The sequence below is a fragment of the Leptolyngbya boryana PCC 6306 genome, assembly GCF_000353285.1.
GTDB classification, from domain to species: Bacteria; Cyanobacteriota; Cyanobacteriia; order Leptolyngbyales; family Leptolyngbyaceae; genus Leptolyngbya; species Leptolyngbya boryana.
In genome coordinates this window covers 2663087-2678155 of record NZ_KB731324.1, presented here as the reverse complement: position 1 = coordinate 2678155, position 15069 = coordinate 2663087, and the positions used below count along the sequence as shown (strand labels likewise).

At 48.0% G+C, this 15069-nt stretch carries 19 protein-coding genes; 7 read left to right on the top strand and 12 right to left on the bottom strand.

Features of this window, described 5'->3' with window-relative positions; all coding sequences use genetic code 11:
* Position 1 precedes the first annotated feature (1 nt).
* From LEPBO_RS0113415 to LEPBO_RS0113370, 10 genes are all read right to left on the bottom strand, one after another.
* Positions 2-1021 (bottom strand): pentapeptide repeat-containing protein, encoded by a 1020-nt coding sequence (locus LEPBO_RS0113415; protein WP_017288088.1) that lies wholly within the window; start codon positions 1019-1021, stop codon positions 2-4.
* 250 nt (positions 1022-1271) lie between these two features.
* Positions 1272-2714: a polysaccharide biosynthesis/export family protein gene (locus tag LEPBO_RS0113410; protein WP_017288087.1), complete on the bottom strand. Its 1443-nt coding sequence runs from the start codon at positions 2712-2714 to the stop codon at positions 1272-1274.
* Between the two features lie 16 nt (positions 2715-2730).
* Entirely contained in the window at positions 2731-3813 is a 1083-nt protein-coding gene (locus tag LEPBO_RS0113405; protein ID WP_017288086.1) for a glycosyltransferase family 4 protein, read from the bottom strand.
* Positions 3791-4936 carry a glycosyltransferase gene (locus tag LEPBO_RS0113400; protein WP_017288085.1) on the bottom strand — a complete coding sequence of 382 codons (1146 nt, stop codon included), beginning with the start codon at positions 4934-4936 and terminating at the stop codon, positions 3791-3793. Before LEPBO_RS0113400 ends, LEPBO_RS0113405 begins: the two co-directional genes overlap by 23 nt.
* 91 nt (positions 4937-5027) lie before the next feature.
* On the bottom strand, positions 5028-6158 hold the full coding sequence (locus tag LEPBO_RS0113395) for a glycosyltransferase (protein WP_017288084.1): 1131 nt from the start codon (positions 6156-6158) through the stop codon (positions 5028-5030).
* A gap of 17 nt (positions 6159-6175) precedes the next feature.
* Positions 6176-6373 (bottom strand): DUF2949 domain-containing protein, encoded by a 198-nt coding sequence (locus LEPBO_RS0113390; protein WP_017288083.1) that lies wholly within the window; start codon positions 6371-6373, stop codon positions 6176-6178.
* 499 nt (positions 6374-6872) lie between these two features.
* The gene (locus LEPBO_RS0113385; protein WP_017288082.1) at positions 6873-7385 is read right to left on the bottom strand and encodes a DUF192 domain-containing protein; all 513 of its coding nucleotides are present in this window, start codon (positions 7383-7385) and stop codon (positions 6873-6875) included.
* The gene (gene nblR / locus LEPBO_RS0113380; protein WP_017288081.1) at positions 7382-8071 is read right to left on the bottom strand and encodes a response regulator transcription factor NblR; all 690 of its coding nucleotides are present in this window, start codon (positions 8069-8071) and stop codon (positions 7382-7384) included. The genes LEPBO_RS0113385 and nblR overlap by 4 nt, the downstream gene beginning before the upstream one ends.
* A gap of 98 nt (positions 8072-8169) precedes the next feature.
* Positions 8170-9072 carry an NAD(+) kinase gene (locus LEPBO_RS0113375; protein ID WP_017288080.1) on the bottom strand — a complete coding sequence of 301 codons (903 nt, stop codon included), beginning with the start codon at positions 9070-9072 and terminating at the stop codon, positions 8170-8172.
* 36 nt (positions 9073-9108) lie between these two features.
* Positions 9109-10092: an SDR family oxidoreductase gene (locus tag LEPBO_RS0113370; protein ID WP_017288079.1), complete on the bottom strand. Its 984-nt coding sequence runs from the start codon at positions 10090-10092 to the stop codon at positions 9109-9111.
* Positions 10093-10281: 189 nt separating this feature from the next.
* On the opposite strand from LEPBO_RS0113370, the gene LEPBO_RS0113365 reads away from it, so the two are divergent.
* Complete coding sequence (locus tag LEPBO_RS0113365; RefSeq protein WP_017288078.1) at positions 10282-10659, top strand: ArsR/SmtB family transcription factor; 378 nt, start codon at positions 10282-10284, stop codon at positions 10657-10659.
* A 29-nt stretch (positions 10660-10688) separates the two neighbouring features.
* Here LEPBO_RS0113365 and petM read toward each other — a convergent pair whose 3' ends face one another.
* Entirely contained in the window at positions 10689-10793 is a 105-nt protein-coding gene (gene petM / locus LEPBO_RS0113360; RefSeq protein ID WP_017288077.1) for a cytochrome b6-f complex subunit PetM, read from the bottom strand.
* An 82-nt stretch (positions 10794-10875) separates the two neighbouring features.
* On the opposite strand from petM, the gene pdxA reads away from it, so the two are divergent.
* Both pdxA and LEPBO_RS0113350 read left to right on the top strand, forming a co-directional pair.
* Positions 10876-11895 carry a 4-hydroxythreonine-4-phosphate dehydrogenase PdxA gene (pdxA, locus tag LEPBO_RS0113355; RefSeq protein ID WP_051077796.1) on the top strand — a complete coding sequence of 340 codons (1020 nt, stop codon included), beginning with the start codon at positions 10876-10878 and terminating at the stop codon, positions 11893-11895.
* A 311-nt stretch (positions 11896-12206) separates the two neighbouring features.
* On the top strand, positions 12207-12428 hold the full coding sequence (locus tag LEPBO_RS0113350) for a DUF4327 family protein (RefSeq protein WP_026148621.1): 222 nt from the start codon (positions 12207-12209) through the stop codon (positions 12426-12428).
* A gap of 57 nt (positions 12429-12485) precedes the next feature.
* On the opposite strand, the gene dapF is transcribed toward LEPBO_RS0113350, so the two are convergent.
* The gene (dapF, locus tag LEPBO_RS0113345) at positions 12486-13325 is read right to left on the bottom strand and encodes a diaminopimelate epimerase (protein WP_017288074.1); all 840 of its coding nucleotides are present in this window, start codon (positions 13323-13325) and stop codon (positions 12486-12488) included.
* Positions 13326-13403: 78 nt separating this feature from the next.
* Between dapF and LEPBO_RS0113340 the strand changes: the two genes are divergently transcribed.
* From LEPBO_RS0113340 to LEPBO_RS0113325, 4 genes are all read left to right on the top strand, one after another.
* Entirely contained in the window at positions 13404-13619 is a 216-nt protein-coding gene (locus tag LEPBO_RS0113340) for an Hfq-related RNA-binding protein (RefSeq protein ID WP_017288073.1), read from the top strand.
* A gap of 108 nt (positions 13620-13727) precedes the next feature.
* Positions 13728-13997, top strand: coding sequence for a hypothetical protein (locus LEPBO_RS0113335; protein ID WP_017288072.1), 270 nt, complete (start codon positions 13728-13730; stop codon positions 13995-13997).
* A complete protein-coding gene (locus LEPBO_RS0113330) occupies positions 13994-14452 on the top strand; it encodes a type II toxin-antitoxin system VapC family toxin (RefSeq protein WP_017288071.1) in 459 nt (152 codons plus the stop codon). Before LEPBO_RS0113335 ends, LEPBO_RS0113330 begins: the two co-directional genes overlap by 4 nt.
* Positions 14453-14467: 15 nt before the next feature.
* Positions 14468-15061: a pentapeptide repeat-containing protein gene (locus LEPBO_RS0113325; protein WP_026148620.1), complete on the top strand. Its 594-nt coding sequence runs from the start codon at positions 14468-14470 to the stop codon at positions 15059-15061.
* Positions 15062-15069 lie beyond the last annotated feature (8 nt).

The following is a 15069-nucleotide window of genomic DNA, read 5'->3' as shown; positions in this document are numbered from 1 at the left end:
ATCAAGAAGTCTTAACCCCGTGGACTTTTCCATTCGGCATAATTGCGCCCTGAAGATTTGCTCCCGTGAGTTTCACCATGACTCGATCTTCAAAGCCAACTTTCGCACCCTCTAAATTCGCGCCCCGCAGGTCTGCCCCACTTAAATCAGCGCCGATTAGATTCGCCTCCCGCAGATCTGCCCCACACAAATTTGCTTCCAGCAAATTCGCGCGGAACAAATTCGCTTTCTCTAATTTCGCACCTTCCAAGTTTGCCTTGTGCATAAACGCATCACTGAGATCGGCACGCGTTAAATTCGCACGACTCAAGTTATAGCCAGACAAATCTTTCTCTTTTAAGTTCTGTCCGCTCAAATCTTTCCCCGTCATATCTGTCATGTGGGGACGTGCGGGCGTTTTGGGAGGCTGGTGATATTCAGCGCGATAGTGGGATTGACGATAATAGTTTTGATCATTCGTCGATTTATGCGGATTCGCATCAGCCGATTTTGCCTGTTCAGAGCGATTGGCATCCGAAGTCTGATGATAATTTGGACGGGGATAAGGCTGATAGGTTTGGTAATTTGGGCGCGAATTCGCGGTGTGCTTTTCCGAATGTCCGTTATTTGAGTGCCCGCTATTTGAGTGCCCGTTATTTGAGTGCCCGCTAGTCGAATGCCCATTGGTCGAATGCCCATTGGTTTGCCGTCCACTGGAGGTCTGCCCACTGTGGTAGCCCGTCGAAGATTGGGTCGGAGGACGGTAATAGTAGGACTGATAATAAGTTTGCTGCGCAGGCTTAGGTTGAGCCGCTGCAGGTTTTGGAGTTGCGCCGTTTTTATGGTGCGATCGCAAGGTATCTCGTGCCTGATTCAATTCCTTGATTTTCGCTTCGGCTTTTTGCACTAAGCGGGGATTATCCTTGGGGATACGGTCAGGATGCCAAATAAACACTAAGTCCTTATAAGCTTGGGTCACCTCTTCCATCGATGCCCCAGGCTCTAATCCTAATAGTTGATAGCAGCGTTCTAGCTCACCCATCTACTTCACCATCCCGCTTCGACCGATAGCCAACTGTGATTACTCACTCACTCATTCTCCAATGAAGAATGAAGTAGAAAGCTTGCTTTGATTCAGTGTAAACGGTTCTTCGGTCGCCTGTCTCGGAATAAAGAGTGATTTAATCTCGTTAACCCATTGATTAAATTTATAAATAGCCGGGAAAAAGAGAAACAAGGCTCAGACCTTATATGCAGAGCCTTGTTTCCCCAGCTTGAGATGGAACCGAAACCTAACGGAAAATCCCAAAGATACCAAGTGCCGGCCCTAAGAAACTGCCGATTCCTTCAGCGACACTTTGAAGTCCAGTCTTACCGACCACGATCGTATCTCCGGCTTGCAGAGGAGGATTCTTTGCTTGATCAATGCCGCGGGAGAAATCGATATCGACCCGACGACGATCAACTGCTCCATTCGGCTGAAGGCGAATAAATTCAACCGAACTCTTACGCGCTCCCCGAGCAAAGCCACCTGCCGCAAGAAGGGCTTGGTTCATCGTCGTGTAAGGTGGAACCTGAACTGCACCAGGTTTTTCTACTTGCCCGACCACATTGACCGTGATCAGTTCAGGCGAGATGACCCCACGACCCATAATCGCGGCATCTTCTGGAGTAATCGAAGCCGTTGCCAGAGGCACAATGACGCGATCGCCTTCTTGCAAGATGATGTCCTGCTTGCCGTCGCCCTCTCTCAACAAGCTCATCAAATTCACTTTGATGGTTTGTTCGGCTCCGTTGGCAACCGTCCGCCGCACTTCAATATCGCGAATGTTGGCTCGCTGAGTGATACCGCCTGCTTGTTGCAGTGCTCGGGTAACAGTGGGTGCTCTCAGGCGCTGTGCTGCTGTGGTGGCTCCAGGAGCAGGGGTTGTCGCACCTGTATCGGAGACCGCGATTGTTTCACCGCGCACGGTTTGAGGTCCAGGACGATTCACTTCCCCGGCAACAATAATGCTGATTGGTCGATCGAAGCTTGCGCCTAAACTAGAGTTTGCCAGTTCACTCGATTGATCAAAATTTAGCGCGGCCGCTGCAGGCACATATACACTGTCCCCGTCGCGCAACTGCACGTCTTGACCTAAATCACCACCTCTCAAGAGTTTGGCTAAATCAACCTTGAATGTCTGTGTTCCACCACCACCGGGGCGACGACGGACGATCTCGACTTGCTTGAGATCTGCTGACTGCTTGATTCCACCTGCCATCTGCACCATGCGGCTCAGGGTGGGAATACCAACATCCCCCAGCGTCGTAGTGTAGGTTCCTGGGCGTGCCACTTCGCCGGATACTGCCACCTGAATGGGACGAGCAGTCAACAAGCTGACGGTAATCACGGGACGAGTCAGATATTCGCTGTAGCGTCGTGCCAGCGTATCAGATGCCTGCCGCATCGTTAATCCTTGCACCACGACTCCACCTGCTAGCGGCAAGTTGATCGAGCCATCCGACATGACTTGATATTCGCCACTATATTCTGGGACACCGAAGATATCGATCTTCACTCTGTCACCGGAGCCAAGTAAGTACCCTTCATCTACTCGAACCGGAGCCGGACTCGCAGCCGCTGGGGCAGGGCGAGTGGGCGCAGTCTGGGCGATTGCAGGAGTCGCGATCGCGGTCAATCCGAGTAGTGTTGCCATCATCAGCGGGTTAGGCTGAGCCTTTTTCCAATCCATAGATCTGATAAATCTCCTAAGCACAAACAGTCCGAGTCAGTTCTGCGATCGCACTTTGATACACCCCAAGCGTTTCCTGATGAACACGTTCCACCCGTAACCAATCTAAATTGGTTTGGGCACGCTGCTTCCAATCTTCTAATTCATCTCGCCGAGTCAACAGCCCGGAAAGTGTCTTAGAAAGAACGGTGATGTCTTTGGGTGGGATGAGTTTTCCGGCGCTTCCACCGTCGAGGACTTCTGGAATGCCATCGACATTGGAGGCGACGATCGCACATCCAGCTTCCCGTGCCTCAGAGAGCACTAACCCAAAAGGTTCTCGGCGAGAGGCGAGTACAAACACATCCGTTGCAAGCAGATATCGCTGCGGTTCCGCTTGGAAACCCTCAAAGTGAATCCGTTTCCGGTGAGGACTTTTCCTGGCTCGACGCTCGAACGCCGCCCGTTGCGGACCATTTCCTACTAAATATAAGTGGGCGGTTGGATGTTCGTCAGCTATCTGCACAAAGGCTTCAAGTAAGTCTTCAATTCCTTTGCGGTGATAGAGTCCGGCGATAGTCGTGATGGCAGGACGCTCTAACAATAAGGGTTTGACCCGATCCAGGGGGGTCTGTCTCAGACTGCCAATCGTTCCATTCGGCACCACATGGAGTTTCCGTACTGGAATACCCCGATGTTGCATTGAGCGCGCAACTGCTTGGCTGACTGCAATGACGCGATCGGCAACTCCCATCAAAACTGCATGAAATTGCCATTCATTGTGGACGGTTGAAACCAAAGCATAATCGGCATTTCCACGCAAAGCTTTCCCTAAAATCACGCCAGTCATCATGTGGGCGTGGACAATATTCGGTGAAAATTCTTGCGTAATTTTTCTAAATTTCTTGGTAGCGTTTAATACTTCTATCGGAGAGCGAGAAACTTTTAGCGGGAAATGCTGGATTTGAAATTGCTTCATCAAACATTCATATTCACCGCCCGCCGAAGCGATCGCGACCTCAAAACCTGCTTGAGCTTGAGCACAGGCGAGGTCGATTGCAGCATTGACAATCCCGTTTCCAATATTTTGAGCGTGGTTAAGGATGTGAAGAATCCGCATCTAAGCTAGTCTGCAACAGGGTTTCCACAAATGTGAGGTATTGATCGACGATGCGATCGCGCTCAAAGTCTAGAGAGCGCTGTTTGAGAAGCGTCGAATCGATCGACCTATCCAGCGTGTCCAGAATCGCGGTTGCCATTTCTGCCGGATCAGCAATTTTTACTAGCTTACCGTATTTTCCCGCTGCTAGAGTTTCCGCAGGTCCGCTGGGACAGTCTGTTGCCACGATCGGAACACCGCAAGCGAGGGCTTCTGCCACAACATTTCCAAAGCCTTCAAATTTCGAGGACAAAACAAATACAGCTGATGCTGCCATGTAGGCGTAGGGATTTTCCACAAATCCGGGCAAGGCGACGTCTTGTTCGAGTCCGAGTTGCCGAATTCGTTCCTCTAATAGAGCACGTTGTTCGCCTTCACCCAGAATCATCAAGCGTGCGGGACGAGTCACCCGAACTTGAGCAAAAGCTTCGATTAACGTGAAAAAATCTTTTTGGCTGACCAATCGTCCGACTCCCAAAATCACAGGAGGTTCTCCAGGCTGAAACCAAGGGTGATCGATCGGTTCTTGGCTTTTCTGAAATACATCGGGCGTGACCACCGGATTGTAGATGACTTGAATTTGTTCGACTGGAACTTGGGTAAGTTCAGCAACATCCTTTGCAGTTCCTAAAGAAGCAGCGACGATCGCATCGGATTTGGGATAGAGCCAGCGCACCATGCGCGATCGCACTTTGCCAAAGGTTGCACCTTGATGATTTCTAAACTGCTCAGATAAATAAGTCTGGACACACATCACAATTCGAGTCGGAGCCTTACCGCGCGCACATAACGCTGAACTTAAGATATCTAATGCAGAGAATAGAACGGCAGGTTGTTCGATTTGCAGATATCGACGCAGTGCCAAGGTTTTTGTAATCAGAACGGGAAATTTTGCCTTCAAATCAACGATGCGAACTTCGGGCGGAACGAGATCGAGATAGGCTCCTCTAGCTTCTGCCAAAACTAAATCAACTTTCCAGCCTCGCTTAGCGAAACCAATCGCGAGATAAAGCATGGCACGCTCAGCTCCGCCCCCATCCAGAGCCGGTAAAAATATGCTGAGTAAAGGTCTGGGAGTAGACATGCTGTTTTACAGAACGGCGGTTGATAGCATGAAGGAAGTTTTCTGCAAGGTCATCTCTCCATAGTTTGAAATTACAGTGATGGAAAACGAACTACAACCGAGCTTGGAGATGCTGCTGAATTTGAGCGTTCGTTTCTGTCAGGCGGAATTTCTGGCTGGCTTGATGTTGAGCCTTTGCCGCGATTCGAGCGGCTTCAGTCGAGTTTTGGCGACAGTGCTCGATCACACGTGCTAATTCTTTCGCATCGCCTGGAGAAGTGAACCATCCTGTGGCTCCGGGATCAATCAGTTCTGTGGCTGCCCCTGCTTTAGCTGCGATCGTCGGTATGCCACAAAGCATAGCTTCAACAATCACTCGTCCAAAGGGTTCTGCTGCGATCGAGGTATGCGCGATCACATCACAAGATTTCATTAGTGCCGTCACGTCATTGCGAAACCCGAGAAATTTGACGCGATCGTGCAGTTGAAATTGCTGCACCTGATTTTGTAATTGTTGAACGTAATCTTGTTCGCCAAACAATGCATCACCGACAAAAATTGCGCTCACGCTTTCGTCACAGTACTGCAACGCTTCGAGTAATACATGTTGCCCTTTCCAGGGTGATAAGCGGCTGAAGTGCCCAACGACGAAGCGCCCTTCTAATTCTTCTAATCCAATTGGCGATCGCACATCAGTCTGATAAGGCTCCAGCGCGAATCCGTTGTAAACAACTTCAACTAGATCGGGATTTCCACCTGCTTCGATGAATGCAGTTCTACTCGCTTGAGAATTTGCAATCACCAGCTTGGCGCGATTTGCCATCAGAATTGCCAAGCGTCGATTCGTTTTACTGAAATGCTCAGGAGAAAGAATATCGTGCAGGTGATACACCAAAGGTCGGTTTGACAAGGCACTCGCGATCGCACCAACAACTAAAGCTTTTTGCGTATTCGCATAGATTGCATCATAGCTACGACCGAGGGTAGCAACACGCATTGCTAAAGGAATTAATTGTCCCAAACCCAGGAAACCTGCGATCGCGCCGCTTGATTTACGTACAGCAATCGACTTTTTCGCTAAAACTTGAACCGGAATCTGCTCTTGCTCAAGCCGTTCTCGGAAGTCACCATCTTCAAACAACCCAACCAAGCAAGAATCTCGATACGCTCTTGCAATATCAAGTAGGCACAGTTCTGCACCTCCGGATTTACCTGTCTGGTCTAAAAATAAGAGTCTTTTCACGCCACAACCTGAGAAACCTACCTTTCGGATGAGTCTAGCCAGTTGTAGATTCGGTCGAGCTGTTCGATCGTAACGAGACCATACTGCCAGAGAATCATCGGCAGAGGTCCTGGATTTTGTTCACGGTAGCGCAATGCCAGCGCGATCGAAGAAGTAGATAGCGACAGTTCTTCTTGTAAAAACCGGATGAACTTGGAATGGGTTGCAGTCAACATCAGACAAATACCTCTGGAGTAGACGGGTTTTACACAGGGTCAAGTGAATCTAATTATGGAAAAGCCAAGCTAGCTTGACCTATGAGAGTAGCCAGTGTACGAAGCGGTCAGTACAGTTGAGAAATACTGAACATATCGTTTCCATTAAGTTTGTCAGTCCGAGTATCAAGGCAATTCTGAGTTGGAATCAGCAGATCTTAAGGTTTTCTTACTGTTATTAGATAGAAGCTGCGTAAAAGTTTCACAGATTCAAGCTAAATAGCGCAAGCTCAAGCTGCCACAAGAACAGGCTTCTAGCGTAAATCGAGATAGCGGAAAGTGTCTCTATCTGAAGTTAGGTTGCCTGCCGTCACACAGATCGTTATGTTCATTCATTTATAAACAAGGTTTACAACAAATGTTAACGAGATGAGTGAATACCACATCCTCGAACCCTTTCGTTTCTTCCAGAAGAGTTAAGAATTAGCCTTAGTAGTTTAAGAGATTGTGACAAGCATTGCTATTTTTTAAGCGATTTAATAAAAATGCGATCGCCCACTTTTAGCCCCAATTCAGCGGCTCGTCCTGCTCGTAGCTCGATCACTTGATCAATATCGATTGTCGGTGATCCATAAGTTGGACAGGGATCAGCTTTACAAGGCGGAACATTTTCAGAGATAAATCGAATTGTGCCATCTCGCACGAACAGCATATCTAAAGGAATGAGCGTATTCTTCATCCAGAATTGGGCGGGGCGAGCTGGCTTGAAGGGAAAAAGCATGCCGCGATCGTCTGCCAAACTGGTGCGATACATCAACCCCATCGCTTGTTCTGCGGGGGTTCGGGCAACTTCGAGTTGAATGGTTTGATCTGCAACTTGAAAAAATGCGGAGAGCGGCAAGACTTGCCCCAGAGGCGCAGCGGGCGAACTGCTGCGCGGCAATTCAGTGGGTGAGGGTTTTGCTTGTGTTGTGGTGGAACAGCTTGCCAGCAACACAAGCAAACTTAACCAGGCAAAAAATCGATTTTTCATGACTCTCGTAAAACGTAGCCGACTCCACGAACGGTTTGAATGAGGCGCTTTTCACCCTCGTCTTCAATCTTGAGCCGCAAATACCGAATGTAGACTTCGATGACATTGGATTCGCCAACAAAGTCATAGCCCCAAACGTTCTCTAAAATTTGCTCACGGGTCAGAACTTCGCGCGGATGCTCCATCAAGTATTTGAGCAATTCATACTCTTTCATCGTTAAGTCGATCGCTCGACCATTTCGCAACGCCTGACGAGTCGCTAAATCTAGAACCAAGTCGCCAAACTTCAGTTGCTCAGTACTCGGAATATCAGGCTTGAGATAAAGTTTCACCAGTTTGAGAAATTCCTCACTCCGGTAAGGCTTGAGAAAATAATCGTCGGCTCCGGCTTCGATACACGCGACGCGATCTTCAACGGCATCGCGTGCCATCAAGAGCAAGACTGGGATTCGAGTACCACTGGTTCGGAGATTGTGACAAAACGAGAGTCCAGAATCGCCATCGAGTAAACGATCGACAACGATCAGCGCGGGATGTTTCTCGATCGCTTGTCTTAATCCCATATGCGCATCATGAGCCACGATCGTTTCATAGCCCGATTCTTGCAAATCCAAACTCACATGATTTGCTAGTGCTGCATCAGTTTCGACAATCAAAACGCACGGAGTCACATCGGCAATACTCATTCCGCAGAGCCTCGCATGGAAATTCAGCCTATTCTAACCATAGACGGCAATTTTGGGAAAAGTGCCCCAATTAAATAATTAAATAACGTCCTCAGACTCTAAGTCGGTTTGGCAACATGCGCTACGCCCCAGCCAAGTTTTTCTCGTAAGACACTGAAGAATTCAGGCGGACGTAAACGGACAAATCTTGCAGGATATGGGGCCTTTTTCACACAGACATGATCGTCTGGCAACACGTATGATCCGGCGTTGCCATCGGCGGTCAGAACGAGGCGATGCGGAATTGCAGGATAAATCGTGACCGGATCGCGATTGGGAAATACGAGCGATCGCGAAGCTAAAGAATGTGGGCAGATCGGAACCAGAATCATCACGGGAATACCGGGAACAATCACAGGCCCACCTGCCGATAAAGCATACGCCGTTGAGCCAGTTGGCGTGGACACAATAATTCCATCTGCACCAATATCGACGCGATTGTGTCGCCCGACGCTGATCTCAAAATGGCACATGCTGGTCAAAGGTTCACGATGCAGCACCATCTCATTCAGACATAGGGCTTCCCAAAGCATGGCCTCCTCTCGAATGATTTGCACATGCAGCATGGTGCGCTCTTCGATTTCGTAGTCTTCAGAGAGCAGCGCGTCGAGCGCGGCTGGCAATTGATTCAATAAAATCTCGGTCAAAAATCCCAAGTGCCCCGTGTTGACCGCCAACAGTGGAATGTTGCAGGGTGCAACCTGACGAAATGCAGACAAAACTGTGCCATCGCCACCTAAGACGATCGCGAATTTCATTTCAGAATCGAACCCAGGCGGAACCAAGCGATCGATCGGGGTGTGACAAATTGGACTTTCAGGTGAAGCATATCCGAGGATTCCGCCTGCACCCGTTGCCAATGCCACATCCCAGCCTAGCGAAGTCAGCTTCGCTTCGAGATCGGTCGCAACTTGACAAGCGATCGGCTTGTCATCGTTGTAGATAATGCCAGCTTTCGGCACGCGCAAAACCCTGTGAAATGGTGATGAATTCTAATTCTAAAAGCGGGGATACGCTTTTTTTGTACGCTCTTTCTTTTTCTTGGCTTGCTCTTGGGCGTATTCGACTTCCTTCAGCTTCTTCAAAATGCGGCTGAAATACTCTTGTAGATAGGATTCTAGCGTCGTCATTTCTTGAGGATCTAATCCCAAAACTTCGTACGTTTCATCCATTGAAGCCGTTAACGGTCTGCCTGTTGCCACGACTTCCGTAAACGCTAAGCGATCGGCAATATTCCAAGTCCACTGAAAGAATTGAGCAATCCGCCGCGAGATCCGCACAACTGCGATCGGCGTTTTAGTCACTTTTGCCTGTTTGCCGGACAGCCGCTCACAAACTTTAATAATTTCGTCCGCGCTCCAGGCTTTTGAACCGACAACCGGAAGGGTTTTGCCAATTGATTCTGGGACTTTTAAGGCTTGAACCGCGAATTTTGCAATATCGATCGTGTCCATATAAGCCGTGGGGGCAGTATTCCCCATCACCCATACGCTTTGCCCTTCTAAAATCGGGATGGCATATTGTCCGATTAAGCCTTGTAAGAATCCGCAAGGGCGAAGAATTGTGTAGCTTAATCCCGATTCTGCTAAGAATTTCTCAAGGCAAGTCTTAATTTCCATCAGAGGAACCTTGGGAAATTTCTCTGCATCCAGAATCGAAAAGAAGATATATCGCTCAATTCCCGCTTTCTTCGCGGCTTGAATCAGATTGACCTTGCCTGTCCAATCGACTTCTTTGATACTGAGCGAATCGGTTGCTCGTGCAGTTGCAGCATCAATAATCGCTGTCACACCCTCTAGCGCTGCCGGAAGCGTCTCTGGATAACAGAGATTTCCGGTCACGAGTTCGGCTCCCCATTCTTTTAGAAAAGCAGCTTTGCGGGGGCTACGTACCAAACAGCGAACTTTGTATCCCTCATCTAGGGCGCGCCGAGTGATCTGCCTTCCTAAAGTGCCAGTCGCACCTACTATCAATACGCTCATGAGGAGTTATGTGACAAATTGTTAACTTTTCGATAAATTCTATCAGAAATCTTGGCGTTGAGTCGCGCAAAGCAAGAACGAATTCCAGATCCCCAGTCGAACATCCCTCATCGTAACCTGGATTAAGGGATGTAACCTGACTCCGTACGCTACGCTAAATAAAGCGATCGCTCAACCTTGTAACTGAATATGGCAAACCCTAATCCGGCTGAAACTGAGCAATGTGCGGTTCAGCATCCTGTGAATTTAAATAATATTCGCTTTCTCCACCGGGACTTACTGAGTGTAGAGAAGTCTCAGCGCATGGCGGAGTTTTTCAGTTTGCTAGGCGATGCAAACCGCCTTAGAATTCTCTCGGCACTGGCAGTTCAGGAATTATGCGTGTGTGATTTGGCAGCAGCCGTCAAAATGTCGGAATCGGCGGTATCGCATCAACTCCGAGCGCTGCGATCGATGCGCTTAGTGGGCTATCGCAAACAAGGGCGGAATGTTTTTTACTCGCTCAAAGATCATCACGTTCTCAATCTTTATCGCGAGGTTGCTGAACATTTAGACGAAGAAGAGTGAAGGATTTCCCCCACTCTCGCGTTTGATTTCTATTCTTCTCCACCTTGGAGTTTGAGGAGTAAGAAACCGAGCGACAACCCAACTAAGATTAGGGTGGACGCTAAAAATGCAGTGTTAAAAATTTCGCCAGCCATTGTTTGAATTCTCCTCTTAAACAGCAATTAGGTGGGTCATCTCTAAGTATTGTAAAGCAGTTCAGTCACGCCTTAGAACCCAATGCCACGTTTAGTTATTTCCATGGGCGACCCTGCCGGAATCGGTACAGAGGTCATCCTCAAAGCTTTAGCCGATCCAGCCATTTCACAACAAGCCGAAATTACGATCGCTGGAAATCGCAATATTCTCCTCGAAACGTACGATCGCTTAGACAGCGCCGCGAATCCTGAGAATCTCAACCTGCTTCACATCGAAACTCCCGGTTCAATCACACTTGGAACCGGAAATGCAGCCAGTGGTGAAGCCGGATTTCGATATTTGGAAACGGCGATCGACCGCACTTTAAGCGGCGAGTTTGATGTGATCGTGACCGCTCCGATTGCAAAATCCGCCTGGAAAGCCGCAGGACACATTTATCCAGGACAGACAGAACTTTTAGCAGAAAAAGCGGGTGTGAATCGATTCGGCATGATGTTTGTTGCGCGATCGCCACATACCGACTGGGAACTTCGCGCTCTGTTGGCAACCACGCACATTCCTTTATCCCAAGTACCGGAGAAATTAACCCCAGAAGTTTTAACGCTCAAATTGGACTTGTTGATTGAATCGCTGCAAGATTCGTTTGGGATCACTCAGCCGCGAATTGCGATCGCCGGGTTAAATCCCCACAGCGGCGAGCAGGGGCAACTAGGACGCGAGGAAATCGACTGGATATCCGATTGGCTTGAAGCGATGCGGGATCGCTTCCCACAGGCGCAACTCGACGGGTTATCGCCACCAGATACGATGTGGGTGAAACCGGGTCAGGCTTGGTTTGGGTTGGGACAGGTCAACGCTCACGATGGATATCTAGCGCTCTATCATGACCAGGGGTTGATCCCGGTGAAACTGATGGCATTTGATCGTGCTGTCAACACCTCGATCGGACTGCCATTTATTCGGACATCACCGGATCACGGGACTGCCTTTGACATCGCAGGCAAAGGCATTGCAGATGCCACCAGTATGAAAGCCGCGATCGAGTTCGCAATTAGACTTGCGAAACGTAAAGCATTGTCTCAATCCATGAAGGGAATCTAAGCCAAAAACAGTTATCTGCAACACAATCCGTCAGACCCGCGTTCAGCACAGCCTTTGAGCTGAATTTTGTAGGGGTAACATGGCTAAACAATGTCAGAATCTCATAACTTTAGAGACACTTCGTAAACTTTTGACCCCAAAATGAGTTAGAAAATAGAGAGAATTCAGTATATCTCACTACAGATTTCAGCCGTTTTGAGGAGAGTAATGGCTGATTGTATTGAGGATTGATGTTCCGAACTTTTGCTACTTGGTTTGTCCCCCAAATAGATTTCAATCTTCGATCCCAGATTTCTCAGGAAGGTAGACCCATGCTTCAGACAGCACAGTACTCGCTTTGCATGATTCAAGACGAGGTACGTCAACTTATCGATCGAGGTGTTGTGAGCCGCCACCAGCCCATTTACACCCTTTGCAAGCACATTCCGGCGCGTGAATGGGTACGTTTTGAAACTGAGTTAGAGCGGTTCGACTTCTTGCTGCGTGACCGAATTGGCGATTTGATGGCTCAGGAGTGTTGGGATAACGATTAGGGAGATGGAGAGATCAGGAACAAAAGCGGGTTCCATTTCTCTCCATCCTCTGTCTTTCTAACTTCGACTACCTGAAAACACTTTTTCTGCATCTCCGGTCATATAAATTCGACCATCGGCTGCCCATTCAATGTCGAGACATCCACCCGGTAATTCAATCGTTGCGCGTCGATCACATTTCTCATTGAGAACACCTGCGACCAAGGACGCACAAGCCCCCGTGCCACACGCCAGCGTGATTCCGGCTCCTCTCTCCCAAACTCGCATTTTTAGGTAGTCCGATCGGACGACTTCAATGAACTCCGTATTGGTGCGTTGTGGAAACACTGGATGGTGTTCAAACAGCGGGCCAATTTTCTCTAGTTCGATCGCAGCAACGTCATCAACGAATGTGATGCAATGTGGGTTTCCCATACTCACACAAGTCACATTCCAGGATTTTCCTGCGACTTCCAACGGCTGATCAATTACCTTCTCACCCGTTAAGGTGGTTGGAATTTCACTTGCCAAGAGACGGGGTTCACCCATATCTACGGTAATTTGACCATTGGATTCAAACTTGGGCGTTATTATACCTGCCAAAGTTTGAATGCGATATTTTTCTTGAAATTTTCCAGTCTCAGCCGTTTCTAAGTCGGCGAGGAATCTTGCCATACAGCGAATGCCATTGCCACACATCTCTGGCTCAGAGCCATCTGAGTTGAAGATCCGCATCGTATAGTCTGTGCCATCTTGACCGGGAAGTGCAAAAATGACTCCATCTGCTCCGATGCCAAAATGTCGATCGCACCATGCGATCGCTTGATCCGGCGTTAGTTTTGGTTCTGTCGAAGCCCGATTGTCAATCAAAATAAAGTCGTTTCCAAGCCCGTGATACTTTGTAAATTCGATCGCCATAGTGCAAGACTGTATAGGATGTGGTGAATTGAGGCACTCTAGTAAATTAGAACGATTTCGATCGAGGACTTTTCCCCAATGAGTATTGAACTAGATACCGGATTGCCAAGTACTCGTCAGATTCAGACGATTATTCGTGAAGAAAAAGAAGTTGAGATGAAACTTTCTACCGGAGATTTACTCACGGGAAAGGTTCGCTGGCAAGACCCTCATTGTATCTGCATCATGGATCACTACGACCAGCCCACGATCGTCTGGCGACAGTCGATCGTCTTTGTGAAGCCAAAGATGTAGAAAAACGATTTCAAATTTTGTTTTTTGACCCGCTTCTGGCGGGTTTTGTTTTGCAATCACTACTGATGCAAAGCTACAATTCAATCACTAAGCTACTCTGACACTGCAATGGCGACTTTTCAAATCGAGAACTTACCCGATGAGTTGTACAGCCAGATTCAGGATTTGGCTGCTGAGAATAATGTCACGCTCAATGAGGCTGTAATTCACTTACTTGAGCAAGCATGTCAGACAAATGAAACGGAGAAAGATCGGGCGCATTACGCTAAATCAATGTCAGAGATTCTGCAAGAAATTCGGAGTCGCCCTAGAGTCAATCCAAGTGATTTTGGGCTGCCGGATAGCACCGTTTTGATTCAAGAGGATCGAAATAGATGACGGTTTCGCTACGATGCGTCATAGATACGAATGTTTGTATCAAGCAGTTTATTGCCGATCCACTGACTCCAAAAGTCAATCAATTATTTGATCATCTGAGCAATCCGTTGACAGAGTTTTTTATTTCTGATCTGTTTTACATTGAATGCGCGAATGTTCTCTGGAAATATGTTCGAGCAAATTTGTACACCGCTACTCAAGTCAAAGCCGATCTCGCTAGTTTAAAGGCGTTGCGGTTACAGGTGGCTTCAACTCAAAACTTGATGGAAGAAGCAGTTGAAATTGGCTTGAATTATGGAATTAGCGCTTATGACGGTTCCTATGTAGCGCTGTCACGCCTTGTTAGTGCGCCATTCCTGACGCTAGACAATCGACTGGTCAATTCTTTATCATCCAGTGGCTTTGACGTGCGACTGTTTACGAATTTTCCCATACCGGCTTTACCAGATCTATAGTTAGAGGCTGCACAAATGACCCGTGAGGAATTGTTGGATCTTTATGACTCCGGAGGTGGACGATTAGATTTCTCCAGATTGAATTTGATGGGGATTGATCTATCTGGAGTGCAGATGCAGGAGGTTTTATTTGCTGAAGCTAATCTCAGTAATGCTAACTTGACAGAAAGTTGCCTGGTTGAAGTTGCCTTTACGGGCGCTAACCTCAGTAATGCTAACTTGAGCGGTGCTGAACTTTATGAATCTTCTTTCTTCAACGCCGATTTAAGAAATGCTCTGATTCAAAACGTTAACTTTCAGGGTGGCAGGTTTGATAGCTGCAATTTTAGTGGCGCTAGCTTGGAGAATTCTGTTTTTAGAGGCAGCGTTTTGATTCAGACCAGCTTTAGAGATACTGATCTGACCAATACTATCTTCGAGGAACACATTTGGGAACCCGAATATCCAATTCCTGCTGACCAAACTCTTCTCATCGACGTAGACTTGAGCGAGGCTATTGTTAAAAATACTCGTTTGAGAAGGTGTGAACTTTTGAATACCAGGCTACCCAGTGGAGAAATTCCGCGATTTGGAGAAAGATTTAAAGACATTCAGGAACGAATTTTCTAACTTTGTAG